This window comes from bacterium (genome assembly GCA_014360495.1).
Taxonomy (GTDB): domain Bacteria; phylum Armatimonadota; class JACIXR01; order JACIXR01; family JACIXR01; genus JACIXR01.
Window position 1 is genome coordinate 38,866 of the sequence record JACIXR010000013.1, and the last position, 21,923, is coordinate 60,788.

The window sequence follows — 21,923 nt, forward strand, 5'->3', positions numbered from 1 at the left end:
CCTATCTTTTCAATTAAAAAAATTTCTTGACACAAATTCTAAAGCGGTTTAAAAAATTTGAGGTGATTAATATGGAGAAGGTGATTTGCCTCGTCTTTTGTGCTCTTCTCTTGCTCGCCTCCCCTGATTGGGGGGGTTATACCCTCTCAAACGGATATTTCTCTTTAAAAGGGAAAAACGGAGATATTGAGGAGCTGAAGATAGACCCTAAAGGAAAGGGAAATTATTCCATCGTCCTTGCGAAGAGGATTTATCTTGGGGAAATAAACCCTGCGGAGCTTTCCGAGAATATTGAATGGCAGAAGACGAAGGAAGGGATAGTGTTGAAAAATGTTCCTATTTTCGTTAAGAAGGCAGAAGGTGGGATTGGAATAAACAAGGAGTGGAATGACCCTGTTCAGCTTATAGAAGGACACACTCTTGGGCAAGATTTCGTTGCTGACATGGATGGCTTTGTCGCAGTCAGCGTGCCTTGCCCAACCTATAGAACGAAATCAGCAGATATGACATTAACTTTGAGAAGAGACGGACCGCAGGGAGAGATAATCGCCCGTAAAAGGTTCACAAATATACCGGATAATTCCTATCAAACCCTCTTTTTCCCACCCCAACCCAAAGGACGCTATTATCTTGAGATGTCTCAGCCTAAAGGAAGGATTGGTTGGTGGGGGAGAAAAGACGATATTTACCCTCAGGGCTCAGCTTATATTGATGGAGAGAAGGTGAGCGGCGATAGGTTCATTCGCTTGACATATGCGGATGTTAAGAGAACGGATGTAAAGATATGGCTTGATAAGAACATACTTACCCTTCAACCTTTGGAGAATGTTTCCATAGGCTTTAAATTCGTTGCTCCCTGGGAGCGAGATAGTTATGATGTCTCCGCCAGTCCCTTTATCGCTTTCATATCCGATAGGGCGCAGTACATTCCCGTTCACCAGCTGAAGAGAAGGTTTTCCCTTGATTTCGGGATGAATGCGGACGAATGGATGGAGGCGAAGGGGCAGAAGGATTTCCGTATCCTCTTCAAAAAACCCTATGGGATAGTAAGATTCACGATGGACGCCCACGAGATGACTCTCCATTTCCCCAAATCTCCCGTGATAGTTGAGGTTAGGGATGGCAAAGGAGATGTTCCCGATTTCTTCCCACGATTTGCCTCTTCCGATAAAAAGTTTGATGAGGTTATAAATCAATTCCTCTGGGAAAGGGCTTTAAGTTGGCCACCCGGACCCAATAATCCAGATTGGATGGAATGGCTTTCTCGGGTTTACAATTGGATGGACATACCTCGCTATCTCTCCGCCCAAAGGAATCACCTTCTCACCTACAAGATGGACCCAGATGGATATGTTTGGACTTGGGGATATCAGCGCTGTTGGCCTTTCCCACCTTGTCCTCCCTATGATTCTCGTCATTTCACCACTAACTCAAATTATATCCTTGCCTGCTGGCGATACTATGCTTGGACGAAGGACATAGATTTCCTCCGCCAGAATATGGGGAGGATTAGAAAGGCGATGGAGTGGCAACTGGAATATTGTAAGGGGAAGGAGGGGCTCTTTATTGATAACAGTCCTGACCACGATGGCACAACAAAGGGGGTTCACTCCAATTACTGGGATGACATCCCCTTCGGCTACAAATCCGCTTATGAGAATATTTATTTCTACGCTTCTTTGGAGGCTATGGCTCAGCTTGAGGAGGTTGTCAGAAAGGAGAACATACAAGTAGAAAGCGATGTTCCCGCTCATCCGCCTGAATATTACAGAGAGTTAGCCAAGGTGGTTAAGAGGAATTATAACGAGACATTTTGGAACGATGAGGCGGGAAGATATATAGGATGTGTGGATATCACGGGAGCTAAGCACGATTATGGTTTCACTTATGTGAATTTGGAAGCCTTGACTTACGGATTGGGGGACGAGGAGAAGGCGAGGCGGATTTTCCATTGGATGGAGACCGACCCCTCAGACACATACAAATACAAGTTTGCTCCAAGGGCAAACACAATAGATTGCAGTGGATGGTGGTATTTAGAAGGGAAAGGGGAAATTCCTTCCCAGAAATTTGATACTCATTTAGAAAACGGTGGGGCAATCCTCTATACCTCCTTCTTTGACCTAATGGCAAGGGCTAAATATCTGGGAGCGGATAACGCTTTCAAGAGGTTGCTTGAGATTTTGGATAGGTATCAGAAGCCGGATAAGCTCTGTGGTGGTCCTCCCCTTTACTATGGTGAAAACAACGGCTGGCAAGTTGGCACTGACATCCCCTTCCCGGAAAGTGGACTTGTTCCCTGCTTCTTCCTGTATGGGATAATGGGGATAGATGCTGATATTGAGGGATTACGCATTCAACCCAATCTCCCTTCCCATTTATCCTATGCAGAGGTAAAGAATTTAATATATCGTGGGCTTCCCTTGGATATAAAGGTCACTCCCACGAGCGTTGAGATCACCTGCAAGAAAAAGGGATATGAATTCCACATAAAGGAGAAGATAGAGGAGGGAGGCTTTTACTATCTTAAGGAATTGCCCAGAGGATTGAAGTTTCCCTCTTTCCCTCCTCCCTCTGATTGGCGAGCCTATTGGATATGGTATCCTGAGGCTAATAGCAAGCGGGAGCAGAATGTAACATTTTATTTCCGCAAGGAGTTTAAGATATCGGAGGAGGTGAAATCCGCGCGAGTTTGGATAACGGCTGACGATGCTTATAATCTTTATCTAAATGGAAAGTTTGTGGGGAGCGAAGGGAGATGGGAGGAGGCGGAGCGATATGATGTTGGGAAACTTCTAAAGAAGGGAGAGAATATAATAGAGGTTGAGGTGCATAACGGTGAGGGACCGGGAGGGCTCCTTATGGAGATGGAGGTTGTATTGAAATCGGGGAAGACGGTTTGGGTAATAACGGACAAGAGCTGGAAAGTGGGAAGGGCGAAGGAAGGTGAATGGGAATCGGCTGAGGAGTTAGGAATGCCTCCCTCTGGCTGGGGAGATATTATAAAGAAAAAGTAAAGGAGAGTGATTGATTATGAAGATGTTATTTCCTCTCTTGTGTCTCACGGTCTTTGGATTCGCGATGTTTGATGAGAATCTGCTTTTCCCTCCCTTCAAGGACCTTATGGATAATGTTCCCAAACATTTCTCTCGCTTCTATTTCAAGGATAACGAGGAAAACGCCCAATGGCTGAGTAGGTATCTCTGGTATCATTTCTCAACCCGTATGGGCAATAATCCCGTTCTGTTCAATAAGGAATATTTAACGATAGCAGATATGTGGCTCTCCGATGCCATTGATAAGAAAAGGGGAAAACCCATACAGGAAGTTCATAGGGAAGATATAAATTCTATAAGGATTGATGAGGAGGGCTATGTTCATTCCCATCAGCATTTCTCCCACGCCCACGATTACGGCTGGCCTTTCCCTCACTGGACGCAGACTATGCCCCGAATAGATGGATACACTGCAGGATGGCACTTCCAAGAGGATGGATTCGGTTGGGTTTGGGATTGGTTGAGGGCAACGAAGGATAAAAGATGGTATGGGAAGACAGCGATTGAATCATGGGAGGTGGAGAACGCACGCTCGGAGGGGATAGTGGATGGGAAATGGCGTCTCGTAGCCACGGGTGCTTCACCTGCCATAATAACTCCCAAGGGCGTAGTGATTGACGCTTATTGTTCCCCCTTCCTCCAGCTTCGCTGGAAGCACACGCCACGCAAGACAAACAACTTGCCCTATATTGAATGGATGAGGGAAGAGGATGAGGACTTCGGCGAGGATAGGAGAGTCTACATCCAAAACGAAGACTCCCATTGGTCCTCTATTACGGGAGTGAATCACAGCATAGTTCCGATGTTCAAGCATCCGAAATGGCGAGGGAAAATCAAGAGGATAAAGATAGTGCTCGCTCCCGGCGAGTCAGAAGGGGAGTTTTATATAGATTCCTTCTTCACTGTTTATGATACCCGCCATACCTCCAACAATCCCAACTTCATATTCGCTTGTTGGAACTATTTCCGCTGGACAGGAGATATAGCCTTCCTGAGGCAAAACATCAACAGGATGAGGCTTGCCCTTCGCTATATGCAAACAGAGCTTGGTGGATTGAAATACAAATGTATACGTAATCCCTGGTGGGGTCATACGGGACGCTCTGGATGGTATCTGACTCCGGATGGAAAGAAGGTATTCCGACCCGGGGAGGGGATAGGGAGCAATTATTGGGATATCCTTCCCTTTGGAGGTTATGATATGTTCGCTACAGCTGAATATTATGGTGCTCTCATGACTATGGCTCAGGTTGAGGAAGTTATAAGGAATCATCCTGAGTGGGATATTCCTCAAGGAGGCTTTTCCTTTGACCCCGAGGAGCTTCGCAGACACGCTGAGGAGGTGAAGAGGGTTGCGAACGAGAAATTCTGGGATAAGGAAAAGGGGAGATTCGTCGCTTGCATAGACGAGGACGGGATTCCCCACGATTACGGCTACACATTCCTCAACTTGAACGCTATATGGTATGGCATAGCGACGGAAGAGCATGCTAAGGAGATAATGGATTGGCTTGATGGCAAAAGGATAATAGAAGGGGACACATCAACGGGGAAGGATATTTATAGATGGCGGTTCGGACCAAGGGCTTCCACAAAGCGAAATATAGAGTGGTATGTATTCCCTTGGTGGGCTCCTGAATCTCTACCCTTTGGTTATCAGGTGCAGGATGGAGGAGGGGTTTTGGGATTCACATTCTATGATTTATGGGGGAGATTGAAGATTTTGGGACCCGATAACGCTTGGCAGAGGCTCTGCGAGATATTGGATTGGGAGAAAGAAGTATGGAGTGAAGGAGGATATAGGGAATACTACAAGGATGGGAAGAGGGGAACGACTCTGCAGGGAGGAGGGACTTGTGGCGGAATAGGGATAGATTTTGAATTCTATGAGAGTAGTCTTTTGCCTTCAATAGTAGTATATGGATTTCTGGGGATAAATCCCCAGGGAGACGAGCTTCAAATAAATCCTAGCTTGCCTAAAGCCTGTCCAGAGATGGGAATAAGCAATTTGCTCTATAATGGAGTGAGGCTGGATGTGAAGGCGAGCGAGGAGAGGATAGCGATTCATCTAAAGGAGAGACCGTTGAAGGGGATTAAGGTCGCCCTTGAGGGAGAGTGGAGGCTTTCCCCTGGTGGGCAAAAGGGTTCACGATTTATAATAAACGAACCCGGGGTTTACACTTTTGTCAAAATTACCTCAAAATAGCAATGACCTCAAGGGAAAGGGTTCAACTTGTTTTGCAGGGGAAACTGCCTGACCGTCCGCCCTTCAATTTCTGGATGGACAGGGATAAGATGGCGGAACTTGATGAGAAATGGGGTGCCGATTTCCGTATCACTCATTATGATGCGGATGTGATAGAGGCTTTTCCCATTATCAATTGGTATCCCGGTTTATCCGCAAAGACATATTTTGATGGAAAAACGGTTTGGCAGTTAGAGCCTATGATTGATTCACTTCATAAGGCTTTAGACTTGTCCTTGCCCGACCCATCCGACCCAGCCGTTTATTCCGATATAATTGAGAAGAGGAAAAGATATCCAGACAAGGCTATTTTCCCTCTCGTGGGGGCGGGATTAGCCCTTTTGGAACCCCTTCGTCTTCCTCAAAATCTCTATATTGACCTTTATGACCACCCCGATGTGATTCATAAAATCCTCAAGAGATATCAGCCTATTCTTTTAGAGCTCACAAAAAGGATTTGCGAGCTTGACATTGATGTCCTTTATATCGCGCATGATATATGTGGAAGGGACGGACCATTGGTTTCGCCGAAGCATTTGAGGGAATTTCACTTTGATTACATTGTGGAGATGGTTGAGCTTGCTCATAGGATGGGGAAGAAGGTTTTTTATCATACGGATGGCAGGGTAATGGAAATAGTGGATTTGTTCTTGGAGTATGGATTTGATGGGATAAATCCTCTTGAATATCGCTTCAACAATCCCAGAAGGTTTAGGGAGATTGAAGGAGGTAAATTGATAGTTTACGGTGGCTTGGATAACTCAAACATAATCCCAAATGGGACTGTTGAGGATGTTAAGAAACATGTATACGATGTATTTGAGACGCTTGGAAAGGAGGGGAAGCTCATATTCTCCACCCACGATATCCCCAGTTATTGCCCTTTGGAGAATTTAGATGCGATGATAGAGGCGATAAAATCCTGTAAATATGAAGAAAGGAGCGTGTAAAATTTTGATTTTCCTTTTACTTGGGATGCTAATGTTAACCTTCGGAAACTGCGAAGGAAAAGACCCAGGTGGGTTTTCATATATCCATAGTACATTAGACATAAAATATCAAGTCCTACTGAAAAGACCTTTGGAATATTTTGGTTATGTAGGAACTGGTTGGGAGGATGAGCAAACCCTACAGGAGATGCTTTCGGATAACGCCAATCTATTAGTTGTGGATTTCGGTTGGCTTGGGGGATTCCTCCTCCCTGATGCTGATACTCCCTTGAAGGCGAAAATAGATACAGATAATCTAAGATTCAAGGCATTTGAAGAGTTTCTTCAAAGATGTTCCAGGCTCGGGTTGAGAAATCTCGTTGGCATAATCACTTGCACGAATTTCCACGAGTATCCCGAGTGGTTCCGCAAGCTCTATCCAGAGATTTACGCTCTGGACGCAGATGGAAATCCCGAGCCCTTGCTTTACGAGATAAATATCCCTCCCGAAAAAAAGCAGTTCTGGACGAATATTGAACATCCAATCCTAAATGATTTGAGGAAAAAGTTTGCGGAGATAGTTATAAAATCGTTTCACAGCAACCCCAATATAATCCTTTGGGGCATTGATGGGGAAACCCTCTATCCTCCCGTCCCAGCTGAGAGAGGTTTTGACCAATCCAAGTTCGCTTTACACCATTTTAGACGATACCTCAAGTTTAAATATGGGGAAATTGACAAATTGAACAGGGTCTGGGGAACGAAATATAAAGATTTTGAAGAGGTTTTGCCTCCGAGGAAATTCCTCCTTGATAGGGCTAATTTGGATTGGCATAGCTTTCGGATTATCGCTATAGGGGAATATCTGCGCTATCTTTACGAAACCTATAAGAAAAGCGATAGGGAGAGATTTGCTTTCAATTGGCTTCACGATATGGGCTTAAGAGATGACGAGTTGAAAATCTCGGGATGTGCTCCTTTCATATACGCTATGATAGGGGATGGATTGATAGCTAATCCAATCGTTCGCCCACCGAGAGAGGACCACAATACGAAATATTTTGAGATGATGACATCGTTTGGTAAGCCGGTTTTCAGCTCACAACTTGCCTATTTCCCTCGCCCCTGGCCAGGCTATATGATTCGCAGGCAGATATATGAATGTTTGGGCTTGGGTGTTTGGGGTGTTGGTCTCGTCGCTTGGACTTGGCCTGAAGGATACTTAATAAACTGGGGGATTAAGGGAACCGAGGGGCAAAAGGAGGCAAGGAGAGTATTTGGAGAATTGAGGAAATTAGCCCCTTATCTTGACTTGATGTGGCCAGTAGCTCCTGCGACGAGGATTTTCATATCACAACCAGTTTGGCTTATGGATGGTTGGAAAGGCTCTTGGGATGCCCTTCATAGGGATTTCCTGGAAAGGCAGATTCCAAAAAGGTATATAATGGATTGGCAAATCTTGAAAGGAGAACTCAAAAGACCAGAAACCAAGATTTTGATATCCTTGGATAACGAAATCATAAATGGCGAAGTCCTAAAGAGGATTGAGGAGTTCGTGAAAGCTGGTGGAATTTTCGTCATAATAGGCGAGTTCAACCAATTTGACGAAAAGCTGGAAAGAGCACGGGTCCCAAGCTTTTTGAAAGGGAATGCAAAGAAGGAAAAATTCAAAAATTTGAATTGTTATTCCTTCCATTATGGAGCGGGGGAGGTAATAAGGGTAGAAGGAGGTTACTCTTCCGCGGTTGCCGATTTATTAGAGAGTTTGTTCAAGAATGAGAGGGGATTTCAGCCGGTAAAGATTCTCAAAGGATTCCCCGCTTCAATTGAGAGGGCGAAGATTTTGGACACTACGGGCGAGAAGCAGGATTTGGCGGAGGATTTTGCCGGACATAGCTCCCTTGGACAATTGATAACCGCGCCTTCAGATTTCATACAATCCTTAAGCATTTCCACTCCAACTTATTGGAAGAAAGTTGAAGGATATGGCTTGAGGATGGAGGTTTTCCTCTCGGGTCCAAATGGGGAGAAGATAGGGGAGAGAACCGTTGCTCCAGAGGAGATAAAGGATAACGGCTGGATAGAAATCGTATTGAATAAGAGGGTGCGTAAAGGGGCTAAGTTATACCTCAGGATATCTCCGTTACAGCCTTTGCCGCCCGCGACGATAGGTTGGTGGAGCTTGAAGATGGATGCGGAATCTGAGGCGGGTGCCTTTGTGGATGACAAGCCCGTTAAGGGGGTTTTGAGGAGAGTTGTCATGAAATATAAAGAGAGGGAGGAAACAAGGAGAGGGGTTGAAAGCTTCTTGCTGTCGGATGGTGTAAATATGGGGGTTGTGCTTGTAAACATAACAGACAAAAAATTTGACATATTCTTAAAGATTGACGAGAACTTAATTCCTGATAGGAAAGGTATATACTTGATTAAGGAGCCGATTATTGATAGGGAAATAGGCAAGGTAAAAGGAGAGAAGGCAGAAGTTAAGGTCTCTCTATCTCCCTACGGAACAGCTTTCGTTTTTCTTGAGCGAATGACAAGCGAGGTAGATGTAGAGAAATTGTTGAAGAATGTCAATGTAAAAAGAATGGATAGTGATGCCGGAAAAGCTTTTCTTCGGATGGCAGATGAATTTCTAAATGAAAATAGATACAGCAAGGCCTTAGCATCAGTTTTTCACTTAAAGAATCTTCTTGTCATTAATAAAGAGGGGGAAGGTAAGGGGAGGATTATAATAAAAATCGTGAATGTGGATGGCGAGCCCATCTCCAACGCCAATCTTTGCGTAGAGATTTCCCCGTTGCCTGGATCACTGATTCCTTGGAAGGAGATTGCTAAAGGAGTTTACCTTATAGAGTTTGATAGGAAGAAATTGCCCCTTATTTATGATTATCAAAAAGGGGAATATGTGCAATATATGGGCGAGTTGAGACTTAAGGTAAAGGCTTGGAAAGGTGAACTGCAAGGATGCGCCGAAATCTCAATAAAAGGAGATTAAAAACTTTGTAGAACTACACATATTGGCTGAGTGAAAATATAGTTGACCGACTTTAACATACGTCTTATTATTAAAACAATTTAATAATATTGACAGCGATTTTTAATATCTTATAATTAAAGTAGTTTAATACAAGGAGGTGGTTTAGATTTGAGGGTTTTATAAAGGAGGGAGGAGTTCGGTCCCGCTTCTCCCTCGCTGGTTTCCCCAGAGAGCCGGTTTGGGTCCAAAAAGAAAGTAAAAATAAAAAGGAGGTGTTAAAACAATGAGAAAGAGAAGTAGAGGGTTCACCTTGATAGAGCTGCTAGTGGTGATAGCGATAATCGCTATCCTAGCAGCTATCCTGTTCCCTGTGTTCTCAAGGGCGAGGGAACAGGCTCGTAAGTCCGCCTGCCTGTCCAATCTTAAGCAGTTGGGACAGGCTATTCTGATGTATGTCCAGGATTGGGACGAGGTTCTGCCGTTTGCTGTTCCCGCTTGCGCTGGACCTAAGCATCCCCAATGGTGGGCGCAAATCTATCCCTATAGCAAAAACGCTTCCATCCTCCATTGCCCATCCAGCACGACGAATTGGACGATGTTCACTAATCCCGGAGGGAATTGTGGAGGTGCTCCCTATTGCACTGAACTTTTGCCCGGAATGCCCGCAGAGGGAAATTTCATAAGTTATGGGGCTCCTACGGGACTTTTTGGGGCAGCGAAATGCGCTTTGGGAAACACAGCATATCCTTGCACTGGTGGTGGACCGGGTAGTGGTTATGGCGGAAAATTAGCGGCGCTAAAGGATGTGCCCAACACGATTATGTTAGCTGACTCCACGAAAGCTATGTTTGCGTGGGCGGGTTATCTGCAGGATGGTGTAATTGCTCCTATAGTATTTGCAAACTATCAACAAGGTTGTCCCTACGGACCTTGTGGTCCTTTCTATGCAACTTTTGACGATGCTCTTCGGGCGGTAGGAAAAAGTGAAGATGCTGTGACTCGCCATACAGGTGGAGCAAATATTGTGTTTATGGACGGTCACTCTAAGTGGTTACCAGCTAGGCAAATAAGGGCAAAGCACAGGGGTGGCACCTTAATTATGTCGTGGCTTGACGACCAATTTTAAATAGTTCAAATTTATTGGCGGGGATGCCATCGGCATCCCCGCCCATAAATACATCTAAAAGGCTTCTCTTTAAAAATTCGTTGACACACAATAAATAAAACGCGACTGAAAAACTTGTTGACATATATCTACAACAACTTATAATTAAAGTAATTTAATACAAGGAGGTGGTTTAGATTTGAGGGTTTTATAAAGGAGGGAGAAGTTCTTGCTCCCCGCTTCTCCCTCGCCGGAAAGACCGGAAACCATATGGGGGGCAAAGCGAAAAAAGGAGGTGTCAAAAGAATGTTTTTGAAAAAGGGAAGAGGAGGTTTTACCTTGATAGAGCTGCTAGTGGTGATAGCGATAATCGCTATCCTAGCAGCTATCCTGTTCCCTGTGTTCTCAAGGGCGAGGGAACAGGCTCGTAAGTCCGCCTGCCTGTCCAATCAAAAGCAGATAGGTATGGCGCTGATGATGTATGTGCAAGATTGGGATGAGACTTTTCCCTGGTGGAAGATAAAGTGCTTATTCGGAGACCACGATGGACTCTATTGGACGGAGCAATTGATGCCATATCTAAAGAACACCCAAATCCTCTTATGTCCAAGTAGTCGTCGGCAAGCGAGGGGATGGTCTTGGGCGTCCAATTGTTGGCCAGGACAGCATGGAAGGACGAACATAGAAACGGATTATGGATATGCGAACTGGTTGATGTATAACTATGATGGACCGATTAAGCTGGCTAAAATAGAGGACCCTGCAAACACTATAGCGATTGGTGATAGTGGTGGTGGTTCCTTTTTGAATACAGCTGCTATTGATACCACGGGGATCATCATCCACGCGGCTTTTGCTGAATGGGATGGAAATCCAGCCGGGATGAGTTGTCTAGGAAACGGAGGGCCATGTCCACCTGTCATCGTAGACCTTAACTGGATGATAGAAAAAGCAACACGCCATGTTGGAGGTTCCAATCTAATCTTCTGTGATGGACATGCCAAGTGGTTCAAAGCTGACCAGATAAAACGCAAGCCATGGGGACAATTTGAGTAACTAATATCATTTATTGAAGGGGCGGGGATGCCATTGGCATCCCCGCCCTAAAATCTTCTTAAAAAGTTCCTCTTTATAAACCACTTCTTGTCCCTGGCAATATAATTGCCAGAAGGGGATTTTTGTTCTAAATTCAGCCATATCTTTTTATAATTCCTTTGAGGTGATGAATTTGAATGACCTCCAAAGATTTCGCAATCTTTTCGCTTATGAGAAAGTAGATAGATGCGTCTACTGGGGCGCTCCCGCCCCTTGGGCGGAAACGATTGAAAGGTGGAAAAGGGAAGGTTATGACCCAACAAAACCCTTTCCCCATCCAGACGATAGAAGAATAGTTCACAGCACTTGGTTCTTCCCCAATCCCCCCTTTGAGAGAAAAATCATAGCCGAGGACGAGGATACCATCACTTACATCAATCATGAGGGAATAATTATGCGGGAAAGAAAGAACTTCCCCGATTCCTCTATGCCCCAGTTCATTCGCTTTCCAGTTGAAACGAGGGAGGAATTTCGCCAATTCCGCAAAGAGCGCTTTCAAGCCAACCTTGAGGAGAGAATAGGTCCAAATTACAAAGAGCTTCTATCTTCCTACAAAGATAGGGATTGCCCTTTAATCATAATCGCCGATAGATGGGGAGGCTTCTTCGGGGGAGTGAGGGCGATGGTGGGCGTTGAGAGAGCCTGCCTCCTCTTCTACGACGACCCCCTCTTCCTTGAGGAGATGATGGATAGCATCGCTGATTTCCTGATCGAGATGATGGATAAAATCCTTGAATATACCGATGTTGATGTTTTCGGCTTCTGGGAGGATATGGCTTATAAAACTGGTCCGCTCGTCGGTCCGGAGCTCTATAGGAGGTTCGCACTACCGAGATACAAAAGGGTGGTTGATTTTCTCCGTTCAAGGGGGGTCAAATATGTCTCCTTGGATAGCGATGGGAACATCTATTCCCTCATTCCCATTTGGCTTGATGCGGGGATAAATGTGCTTTATCCATTTGAGGTTCAGGCGGGAATGGATGTGGTGAAAGTGAGGAAGGAGTTCGGGAGGGAGTTGAGGATGTGGGGTGGAATTGATAAGAGGGCTCTTGCCCAAAGCAGAGAGGCAATAGACGCGGAATTGAGGAGGATTGAGCCCTTAGTCAAGGAAGGAGGATATATCCCCTGCTTGGACCATAGCATTCCTCCCGATGTTCCCTATGAGAATTATCTTTATTACGCCGAGAGGTTATGGGAGCTAGTGAACTCAGTATAAGGGGGATGAATTGAGGAGGAAGTTAAAGTGTAGGGCAATCCTCATAGGTATTTTGCTGATTCCTCCCAATGTCCTGTGGACGGGGTATATGGAGATGGTGGTGGGGAAGGGTTTTCCCACAACGATGTCCCTATTCTTCAACGCTGTTTTTACCCTTCTCATCCTCGTTCTATACAATCTCCTCGTCGGCAGGATTTCCCCTCGGGTGAAGCTAACGCAAAGCGAATTGATGCTTATTTATTCAATGGTGGCGATTGGAACTTGTATGGTTGGAGTCGACTTATACGCTGTTTTGATTCCCTGTCTCGTCCATCCCTTTTGGTTCGCTACTCCTGAAAACAAATGGGAAAGTCTTTTCTTCAAATATCTTCCTAAGTGGTTGATGGTCTCCGATAGGAGGGCTTTGGAGGGATATTTTCTCGGTTGGTCATCAATTTACTCTAAAGAGAACATCTTAGCTTGGCTTCCTCCCATTCTATACTGGACCCTTTTCTTTATGGTTATGATATTCGTTATGCTTTGCATCAATGTCATTTTTCGCAAGCAATGGTCTGAAAACGAGCGTCTAACCTTCCCCATCATTCAGCTTCCCCTGGCGATTACTGATGAAAGGCTCTCCCTATTCAAAAGCAAGCTTATGTGGGTAGGTTTTGCTATCGCGGCGTTGATTGACATAGTTAATAACATAAACGCAAACTATCCTTTCTTCCCTCATATTCCAATCAGGGATTACGACCTCTATTCCTTTGTCTATGCTCTTCGCCCTTGGAATGCGATAGGTTGGACGCCAATCTACTTCTTCCCTTGTATTATCGGACTCGGTTATTTATTGCCGCTTGACCTTTCCTTTTCCTGTTGGTTCTTCTACTGGTATTGGAAGTTTCAGAGGGTCTTTAGCGTTGCCTTTAATTTGCAGGTCGCCAGACCCGATATGCCCTATATCAATGACCAATCAGCAGGCGCCTACATCGGGATAGCTTTTTTCGTGATATGGGTGGGAAGAAGGTATCTTCTTGAGGTAATCAAAAGGGCTTTGGGGAAGAAATCGCTTGTCAGCGATGCCGATGAGCCTATGAGTTATCGCACAGCTTTCATCGGCATAATTTTAGGCTTTGCTTTTCTCCTCTTTTTCATCACAAAAATGGGTGCGAGGTTGATTACCGCTTTCCTATTCCTGTTGATATATTTCATCCTATCCTTAGCGATTGCGAGGATAAGAGCGGAGCTCGGCTCCCCTGCTCACGACTTGCATTTCGCCGGTCCCGACCAGATGTTACCGAGGGTTGCGGGAGTTGAGAGCTTCTCAAAAGGGGATTTGGTCTTCTTCACCCTCTCTTGGAGCTTCAATAGGGCTTACAGAGCTCATCCTATGCCTCATCAATTGGAGGGGTTTAAGATTGCTGAAAGGCTTGGACTTGATTATCGCCAATATACGGTTGCGATGTTGATAGCGAGCTTAATCGGTTCCTTTTCCGCTTTCTGGGCGCTTCTCCATGCTGACTATAAATTTGGCGCCGCCTCAGCCAAGATGCCGCCTTGGATTGTAGGGTTTGGCTGGGAAGCATATAACAGGCTGGATTCGTGGTTAAAGATGCCCCAAAACAGGGACAATTTCTGCGCCATCTTCACATTTTGGGGGTTTTTGTTCTCCGTCTTTCTCGTTTTTATGAAAGGACGGTTCCTCTGGTGGCCTTTCCATCCCGTTGGATATGCGGTGTCATCCTCTTGGGCGATGGGACTTATGTGGTGTCCCATATTTATCGCTTGGCTTTTTAAATTCATCGTCCTAAAAAGCTCCGGGCTTAAGGGATTTCGCTACACACTTCCTTTCTTCTTGGGATTGATATTAGGCGAGTTCGTTGTTTCAAGCATAGCGAATATCCTCGGAATCGTTTTCAACTGGCAGATATACCGTTTCTGGGGGTGATTATTTGTGATATTCTTTTTTCTAATCCTTGTATCTCTCAAAGCCTTTCCATTGAATGTAATAGAGGCAGATGGAGGTTATACTATTGGCATAGAGGGGAAGGAATTTAGAGCAAGGATAAATAAGAAATTCCCCTCCTTTCTCGGAGTTCTACATGATGCGGGAAGTCCTTCCGACCCATTTCTTGGCTACTTTTATGGTTGGTGGACAAGCTCTGATTTTTCCCTTGAGGGAAAAGGGTGGGTGGGTTTACATATGCCAATTTTCAAATTAGAGAAGTTGAAGATTGAGAGAGGGAAAAGAAGCGTAGCAGTTAGCACGGAGGTCTACCTAAAAGACGAACCAGACATCCGTATTCGCTCCCGTTATATCTTTTATGAGGGCGTGAGTGGTTTTGAGATGGAAAGGGAGTTCATAGGGAGAAAGGGAAAGAGATTTGGACCTCTTGGGCTTTGGTTAGGCGGTGTGCTAAGTGAGTTTCCCGTCTCAAATGCTTCCTTGCCCGATTCTTATTACTACCAAGGGAAGTGGAGAACTAAAATAGAGCATCACTGGCAAAACCTCTCATCTCAACAGAGCAAAGAAGGTGGCGAGGTCCAATTTGTGATTTTCTATTGGAACGAAACGAAAAGGTATCTCATAAGCTTAATTGACCCTAAGGGCTTTGGAGGTGGAATCAAAGCTTTGCACTTCTGTTGGCGAGGTGAATGGAAGGACCCTGCTTGGGGGAATGATACGGGATTATTTAGCTATGGAAAATTTAAGGTAAAATTCCTAATAGGAAGGGGAAGCAAAGAGGAGGCATTAAAAAAGGCAAAGGAGTTGCAGAAGGGGATTTTTCCTTCTTTAAGTCCAAAGATGAAAGAAGAAATAAGAAAAGGCAAGATTGAATATATTAAGAATGACTTTTACAGATTAGGGGTAGATATTGATAGGGGTGAGGTGGTTTCTCTTCAGGTAGATACTGGGGGGAAAGGAAAATGGGGAGCTAATCTTTTGGCGGGAAGAAGGACGAGAATTTATTTCGGAGGACCTTCCAAGTGGCAAAGGAGCGTCTATCCTTTCGATGCTTACCCCCTTTACCTCTCCCCTAAAAGAATGCAGAAATGGGAGATTTCTCCCACTTCCCTTAGCATCCCTTCTCTCTTTCTCCTTTCCCCCGAAAGGGAGCCCCTAATATCCGCTTCGCTAACTTACTCCCTTGAAAAGGATAAAATCCTTTTAAAGGCGCAATTTGAAAGTTTAAGAGATATCGCGCTCCCCTATTTGGGCTGGCACTTGGATTTTCCTTCTAATTCCTGGAAAAGGTTCTATAACTTCGCTGGAGGTTATTTCCATATAAGGATGTTGAGCAATTATAAGATGAGTATGTATGACCTTCAACCTTGTTATCGTCCAATAGGCAATGATTTGATAGCTTACGGAGAGGAGGATTCGCTTACTCCTTTCAGGACTATTGCTATGGAGGTAAAAAATGAAGGGAGCGATATGCCCTTTAACATCCATTTACCAAATCCTCTTTTTGACGAACCAACGGGAATTTCCAAGATAGCGATAACTGGAAGTCAATTTGATTGGACGATACATAACTGCAGACCGATGTCATTGAAGCGGGGAAAAGTGTATAGGTTGGAGCTCTCGCTAAGAATAATCCCACCGCCCACTCCTCCTTCCCAATGGACATTCATCCTCCGCTTTCCTCATTCTCCTGAGATTGAAAAAGCTATAAATATGTTTTATCAAGAGCACTGCTATGGCGGACCAATCGCTCCAATTGGATTGGTTCCCTTCTTTCATATCCTTGCTGGGAAATACAATCCTCGCTTCAGCTTAGAGCTCACGAAGGAAAAGCTAAAAGAATATATCTCAGCTTTAGCTGACGGTGAAACGACGAGAGATGAGGATGGGAATCTCCTTCCGAAGGGGATGATGCCGATAGCGAAATACGGAGACGGTAGATGGATGTGGCGTTGGAACGGAACCGGCTATATATTTGAGACCAACGCCCAATTTATCCTCTCTGTCCTTGAATATTTCATTCTCACAAGGGACCATGAGTTTATCGCAGAAGTTTTCCCAAATTTGGAGGATGCATTCGGGTTTTATAAATCTATGGCTGATAATTATATTTTGACCTTGCCTTATCCATACACTGGACTGCCCAACCAAAATCGCCCCGCAACTTACTGGGATGGTTGGAATATAGGACATCGTTATTCCCTTTTACAGGTCTACTATGTGGCTTCTGCTCAGGCATTAGCACGTTTAGCGAAAGTTCTAAATTATGAAGATAAGGCAAATGAATATAAAAGGATAAGCGAGAAAGCAAGGGAGGCTCTCTTCTCAATCTATTGGAGGGAAAAATATATCAGGGATAACGAAGGCAGGCTATTGGAGGGAGGAAGGTTCTTGAGTTGGATAGATGTAAACGGAAAGGAGATAGATGTGGGTTTCACAGATATTCCTCTGCTTGCTAATTATCTTGGGCTTTTGAGCGATGACAAATCACTAAAGGTGAGGCTCTGGCTTAATTCCGACCCGAATGCCTATTCTTGGAGGGATGGAAAGACTGGCAAGCCTTGTGGAATCCCTAGCATAAACACGATAGATGGGAATAAAGAGGCTTTCCATGCGGGGATTTGGAACAACTTCCAATTTCCTCCTGGATTTGAGAATGGTCAGACGATGTTCTGGCAGGGTGGTTTTGATTGGTTTTTGAGGGCAAGGTTCTCGCTTGAAGAGGTTTATGAAAAGGTTAAAAGTTTTTCCGGAAGGGCACTACGAGGGGACCTCGCAAGTGGGCATGGACTTCCTCATACTCGTCCCTTGCCTATGTTTGAGGGGACAAGCACATTTAGCGCGGATGATAAGCCCGTTGGTAGCGACCAAGGTTTGCCGGAGGATGGCGTCCTTATCGCTGTTGGAATAATTGAAGGTATAGGTGGTTTGAGGTTGAATGAGGAGCACCTATATTTTGAGCCAGCAATTCCGGAGAAATTGAGGGACTTTTCAATAGAAAATATCAGAGTTGGCGATGTTATTTTAAATATAAAGTTCTCTGGATGGGGAAGAAATGTAAAGTTAGTTAAGGTAAACGGCGAAGTAATTCCTCAGCCCATACCTCGCTCTTTATTGAAAACGGGCGATGTCGTAGAGGTTGTGTTGGATAAAGAATTTACTTAATTTACAATTGAAGTAATTTTAAAATTTAAATGAAAACGAAAAAGGAAAGGAGGTGAAAAGCGATGAGAAGAGGCTTTACGCTGATTGAGCTACTTGTGGTCATAGCTATCATTGCCATTCTGGCGGCTATTCTCTTTCCGGTTTTCAGCCGGGCAAGAGAACAGGCAAGAAAAGCAGCGTGCTTATCCAATATGAAGCAGATAGGACTGGCTTTTGCGATGTATACGCAGGATTGGGACGAGAATCTGCCTCTTTTCGTCTGTGGCTGCGGTGCCGCTCGACCAAATGGAGAAACCGGAGTATGCCTCTTCTCCAAACTTCAGCCATATATGAAAAATATGTAGGTGTATATTTGTCCGAGCCTTGGAGATGGTCCAACGGGGCAGGAAACTTGTGGTAAGAATCCTGAAATCGCTCGCTTGCATTATGGAGCGAACAGGGCTATTATCTGGAACCCAAGCTTGGCTCGCTGGCCCAAACCCGCCGATGCTGTCGCTATAGCGGAAACCGGTGGAAACATATGGGGTGGAATCTGGAATGTAGGTTATTGTGGCAACTGCAAGGACCTTTCCGTTGAGATAAATGTCAGCGCTGGAGATGATTGGGCAGGCAATGAGTGGAGCAATTGTTCATGGACTTGGGTATGGTTCGCGAGAAATCGGCATAGCGAGGGGCTGAATGTCGTCTTTATGGATGGACACGCTAAATGGACGAAGTTGGACTCCCTCGTTAGCAAGCGCTATTGGCAGCCTGAATGGCAATGAATAGCAAGGGGGGCGAGTTTCACTCGCCCCCCTTACCCTTAAAGGAGCTATCCCTCTACTTTCACTTCTCATAAGAAATAAGACAAGATAAGACAAATTGATAGCAATTTTCCCCTTTTTTGAAAGCATATTTTTTGTAAAATCATAAATAACTTATGAAGGCGAAAATCTCTTTCAAAGCGATTCTCCTCGGGATTATTTTAATCCCCATAAATAACCTCTGGGTCGTTTATATGATGGAGGTAAAGGGTGGTGCCTTCCCCACTTCCATGTCTCTCTTCTCCCACGCCGTTTTCTCGCTCCTCATCGTTTTCCTCTTCAACCTCTTCCTAAAAAGATACCTCCCACGCCTTGCCCTCAATAGAGGCGAAGTCCTTTTGACATATTCAATGGTTGCCCTCGGTTCCTGCTGGCTGGGTATAGATAACTATCCCGTCCTCGTCTCCTGCGCCACCCACCCCTATTGGTTTGCCACTCCCGAGAACAAATATGAGAAGCTATTTTTCCAATATCTCCCCAAGTGGCTGATTGTTCCCGATAAGAAGGCTTTGGAGGGATATTTTCTCGGTTGGTCAACGTTCTACACCAAAGAACATATCCTTGCCTGGCTGAAGCCGATTCTCTACTGGACTCTCTTCTTTATGATAATGGTTTGGGTTATGATGTGTATGAACATAATTTTCCGAAAACAATGGGCGGAAAATGAAAGGCTTACCTTCCCTATCATCCAACTCCCTCTTGCCATAACTGATGAAAGCCTCTATCTCTTCAAAAGCAAGCTTATGTGGATAGGCTTTGCCATAGCGGCGATAATTGATATCATAAATAACATCAACGCAAATTATCCCTTCTTCTTCCACATAGCGATTAGGGATTATGACCTCGGTCAGTTCATAACGACTCCTCCCTGGAACGCAATCGGCTGGACACCCCTTTACTTCTTCCCTTGCATCATCGGGCTTGGCTATCTCTTGCCGCTTGACCTCGCCTTCTCCTGCTGGTTCTTCTACTGGTATTGGAAGATGCTGAAAGTCATGAGCGTTGCCTTTAATCTGCAGGTCGCCAGACCAGATATGCCCTATATCAACGACCAATCCGCTGGCGCCTACATAGGTATAGCTTTTTTCGTTCTTTGGGTTGGAAGGAAATATCTCTATCAGGTCTTGAAGAGGATTTTCACGGGAAAGTCAGAAGTAAGCGATGAAGGAGAACCTTTATCATATCGTATGGCTTTTATTGGGATAATTCTCGGCTATATCGCGCTCATGGTTTTCCTAATGCAGGCAGGGATGCGATTCATCACAGCTTTCCTATTCCTTCTTATCTTCTTCCTTCTTTCCCTTGCTATAGCGAGGATAAGGGTGGAGCTTGGTTCTCCTGTCCACGACTTGCATTTCGCCGGTCCCGACCAGATGTTACCGAGGGTTGCGGGAGTTGAGAGCTTCTCAAAAGGGGATTTAGTCTTCTTCACCCTCTCTTGGAGTTTCAATAGGGCTTACAGGGCTCATCCTATGCCCCATCAGATTGAGGGATTGAAGATAGCGGAGAGAACGGGCGTTAGTGAAAGAGGGTATATGTGGGCGATGTTGCTTGCGAGTTTGGTTGGCTCCTTCGCAAGTTTCTGGGCTTTACTTCATACTTACTATAAACTCGGAACTTTGGCTAAGGCAGCGCCTTGGACTACGGGGTATGGATGGGAGGCTTTCAATCGCCTCCATTCTTGGCTGACGATGCCGCAGGAGAGGGACAATCTCTGTTCCATTTTCACTTTTTGGGGATTTCTGTCAACGATTATTCTTGTCCTCATAAGAGGTAGATATTTCTGGTGGCCGTTCCATCCCATTGGCTATGCTGTTTCATCTTCTTGGTCAATGAATCTCCTCTGGTTGCCCATATTCATAGCTTGGATGGTCAAATTCTTCGTTTTGAGGGTTGCGGGATTGAGGGGTTACAGGCAGACGCTCCCCTTCTTTCTTGGTTTAATCTTGGGCGAATTCACGATAGGAAGTTTGACGAATATCTTGGGCATATTCTTCAATTGGCGGATATATCCCTTCTGGGGTGGCTGACGAGGTCAAGCTAATTCTAAAAGAGCTTCTTTCAAGTTTATTTTACCTTCGTAAATGGCGCGACCGATAATTGCCCCGTTGACGCCTATCTCCTTAAGCCTTCGCAAATCATCTATTGAGCTAATCCCTCCCGAAGCGATTAACAACCCCTGAAAGATTTCCCTCACCTTCTTTATCTCCTCAAAATTAGCCCCCTCCAAGCTCCCATCCCTAAGTATGCTGGTGTGTATCAGGCACCTAACCCCCAACTCTCCTAACTCCCGCGCAAAACTGAGAACATCCTTTTCAGTTTCCTTCAACCATCCTTCCACTGCTATTTTCCCACCTTTGGAATCCAATGCCACCGCTATCCTCTCACCATAGAGTTCCAAAGCCCTCTCAAGGAATTCCTTTCTCAATGCGAGAGTCCCCAATATCACCCTGTCCACTCCCAACGAGAGAACGCTTCCAATATCATCTAAATTTCTTATTCCGCCTCCCAACTCAATCTTCAAGCTCGTTTTCTTCCTTATGTCCCTAACTGTATCCAGATTCACCAATCTCCCTTCCTTGGCTCCTTCTAAATCCACTATGTGAAGCCATTCCGCGCCATCCATCTCAAATGATTTGGCAATTGAAGCGGGGTCATCGTAGGAAAAGAGGAGCTTTTCGTAATTCCCTCTATATAAGCGAACGCATTTACCTTGAATGATATCTATCGCTGGGATGATGAGCATAGCGCTATCTCGGCGAAATTCTTTAGGATTCTCAAACCTGCCGAACTGCTCTTCTCGGGATGGAATTGCAATCCGAATACATTCCCCTTTTGAATCGCACAGGGGATGAAGTTGGGATATTCCGTTTCCCCTATCACCACATCCTCCTCGGGCTCAACATAGAAGGAATGGACGAAATAGAACATCTCACCCTCCTTTATCCCCTCAAAAATCGGGGATTTTCTCTTTATTTTCAGGATATTCCAACCCATATGGGGAATTCTCACATTTCCTTTTATCTTCACCACTCTTCCCTTTACAACGCACAAACCTTTTACCCCGGGCGATTCCTCGCTCTCCTCAAAGAGGACCTGGAGACCGAGGCAGATGCCGAGCAAAGGTTTGCCTTTCTTAATTTCTCTCAGAATCGTTTCCTCTAAATTTAATTCCCTTATATTCTTCATTGCCGAGCCGAAGGCACCCACGCCTGGCAGAATGATTGCTTGGGCTTTCTCCAAATCCTCTGGTGAGGAAGTGAGGAGGGCTGGGAAGCTCAGTTTCTCCAGCGCCTTCTGAACGCTTCTGAGGTTACCCATTTTATAGTTGACGATGGCAATCATTTTCAGATGTGGGGCGGGTTGGGGACGAAGTCCCCAACC

The 21,923-nt window shown here is 45.1% G+C and carries 13 protein-coding genes and 1 pseudogene; 12 read left to right on the plus strand and 2 right to left on the minus strand.

Annotated elements, in window-relative coordinates:
• Positions 1 to 71 precede the first annotated feature (71 nt).
• From H5T88_10160 to H5T88_10215, 12 genes and pseudogenes are all read left to right on the plus strand, one after another.
• Positions 72 to 3,017: an alpha-L-rhamnosidase N-terminal domain-containing protein gene (locus H5T88_10160; protein ID MBC7330700.1), complete on the plus strand. Its 2,946-nt coding sequence runs from the start codon at positions 72 to 74 to the stop codon at positions 3,015 to 3,017.
• Between the two features lie 16 nt (positions 3,018 to 3,033).
• Positions 3,034 to 5,262: a hypothetical protein gene (locus H5T88_10165; protein ID MBC7330701.1), complete on the plus strand. Its 2,229-nt coding sequence runs from the start codon at positions 3,034 to 3,036 to the stop codon at positions 5,260 to 5,262.
• Between the two features lie 2 nt (positions 5,263 to 5,264).
• Positions 5,265 to 6,251, plus strand: coding sequence for a hypothetical protein (locus H5T88_10170; GenBank protein ID MBC7330702.1), 987 nt, complete (start codon positions 5,265 to 5,267; stop codon positions 6,249 to 6,251).
• Positions 6,252 to 6,282: 31 nt separating this feature from the next.
• Positions 6,283 to 9,228 carry a beta-galactosidase gene (locus tag H5T88_10175; GenBank protein MBC7330703.1) on the plus strand — a complete coding sequence of 982 codons (2,946 nt, stop codon included), beginning with the start codon at positions 6,283 to 6,285 and terminating at the stop codon, positions 9,226 to 9,228.
• Between the two features lie 265 nt (positions 9,229 to 9,493).
• A complete protein-coding gene (locus H5T88_10180; protein MBC7330704.1) occupies positions 9,494 to 10,336 on the plus strand; it encodes a DUF1559 domain-containing protein in 843 nt (280 codons plus the stop codon).
• Positions 10,337 to 10,621: 285 nt separating this feature from the next.
• A complete protein-coding gene (locus H5T88_10185; GenBank protein ID MBC7330705.1) occupies positions 10,622 to 11,371 on the plus strand; it encodes a DUF1559 domain-containing protein in 750 nt (249 codons plus the stop codon).
• A gap of 166 nt (positions 11,372 to 11,537) precedes the next feature.
• Positions 11,538 to 12,626: a hypothetical protein gene (locus H5T88_10190; protein ID MBC7330706.1), complete on the plus strand. Its 1,089-nt coding sequence runs from the start codon at positions 11,538 to 11,540 to the stop codon at positions 12,624 to 12,626.
• Between the two features lie 10 nt (positions 12,627 to 12,636).
• Complete coding sequence (locus H5T88_10195; GenBank protein ID MBC7330707.1) at positions 12,637 to 14,553, plus strand: hypothetical protein; 1,917 nt, start codon at positions 12,637 to 12,639, stop codon at positions 14,551 to 14,553.
• A 6-nt stretch (positions 14,554 to 14,559) separates the two neighbouring features.
• Positions 14,560 to 17,736: a hypothetical protein gene (locus H5T88_10200; GenBank protein ID MBC7330708.1), complete on the plus strand. Its 3,177-nt coding sequence runs from the start codon at positions 14,560 to 14,562 to the stop codon at positions 17,734 to 17,736.
• A gap of 62 nt (positions 17,737 to 17,798) precedes the next feature.
• Positions 17,799 to 17,975 (plus strand): annotated as a pseudogene (locus tag H5T88_10205) (prepilin-type N-terminal cleavage/methylation domain-containing protein).
• A 105-nt stretch (positions 17,976 to 18,080) separates the two neighbouring features.
• Positions 18,081 to 18,500, plus strand: coding sequence for a hypothetical protein (locus H5T88_10210; GenBank protein MBC7330709.1), 420 nt, complete (start codon positions 18,081 to 18,083; stop codon positions 18,498 to 18,500).
• A 155-nt stretch (positions 18,501 to 18,655) separates the two neighbouring features.
• Complete coding sequence (locus H5T88_10215) at positions 18,656 to 20,569, plus strand: hypothetical protein (protein MBC7330710.1); 1,914 nt, start codon at positions 18,656 to 18,658, stop codon at positions 20,567 to 20,569.
• A 5-nt stretch (positions 20,570 to 20,574) separates the two neighbouring features.
• Here H5T88_10215 and hisA read toward each other — a convergent pair whose 3' ends face one another.
• Together hisA and hisH are read right to left on the minus strand one after the other, a co-directional pair.
• Positions 20,575 to 21,285, minus strand: a complete 711-nt coding sequence (gene hisA / locus H5T88_10220) for a 1-(5-phosphoribosyl)-5-[(5-phosphoribosylamino)methylideneamino]imidazole-4-carboxamide isomerase (protein MBC7330711.1) — start codon at positions 21,283 to 21,285, stop codon at positions 20,575 to 20,577.
• Complete coding sequence (hisH, locus tag H5T88_10225) at positions 21,264 to 21,884, minus strand: imidazole glycerol phosphate synthase subunit HisH (protein MBC7330712.1); 621 nt, start codon at positions 21,882 to 21,884, stop codon at positions 21,264 to 21,266. Before hisH ends, hisA begins: the two co-directional genes overlap by 22 nt.
• Between the last annotated feature and the right edge of the window lie 39 nt (positions 21,885 to 21,923).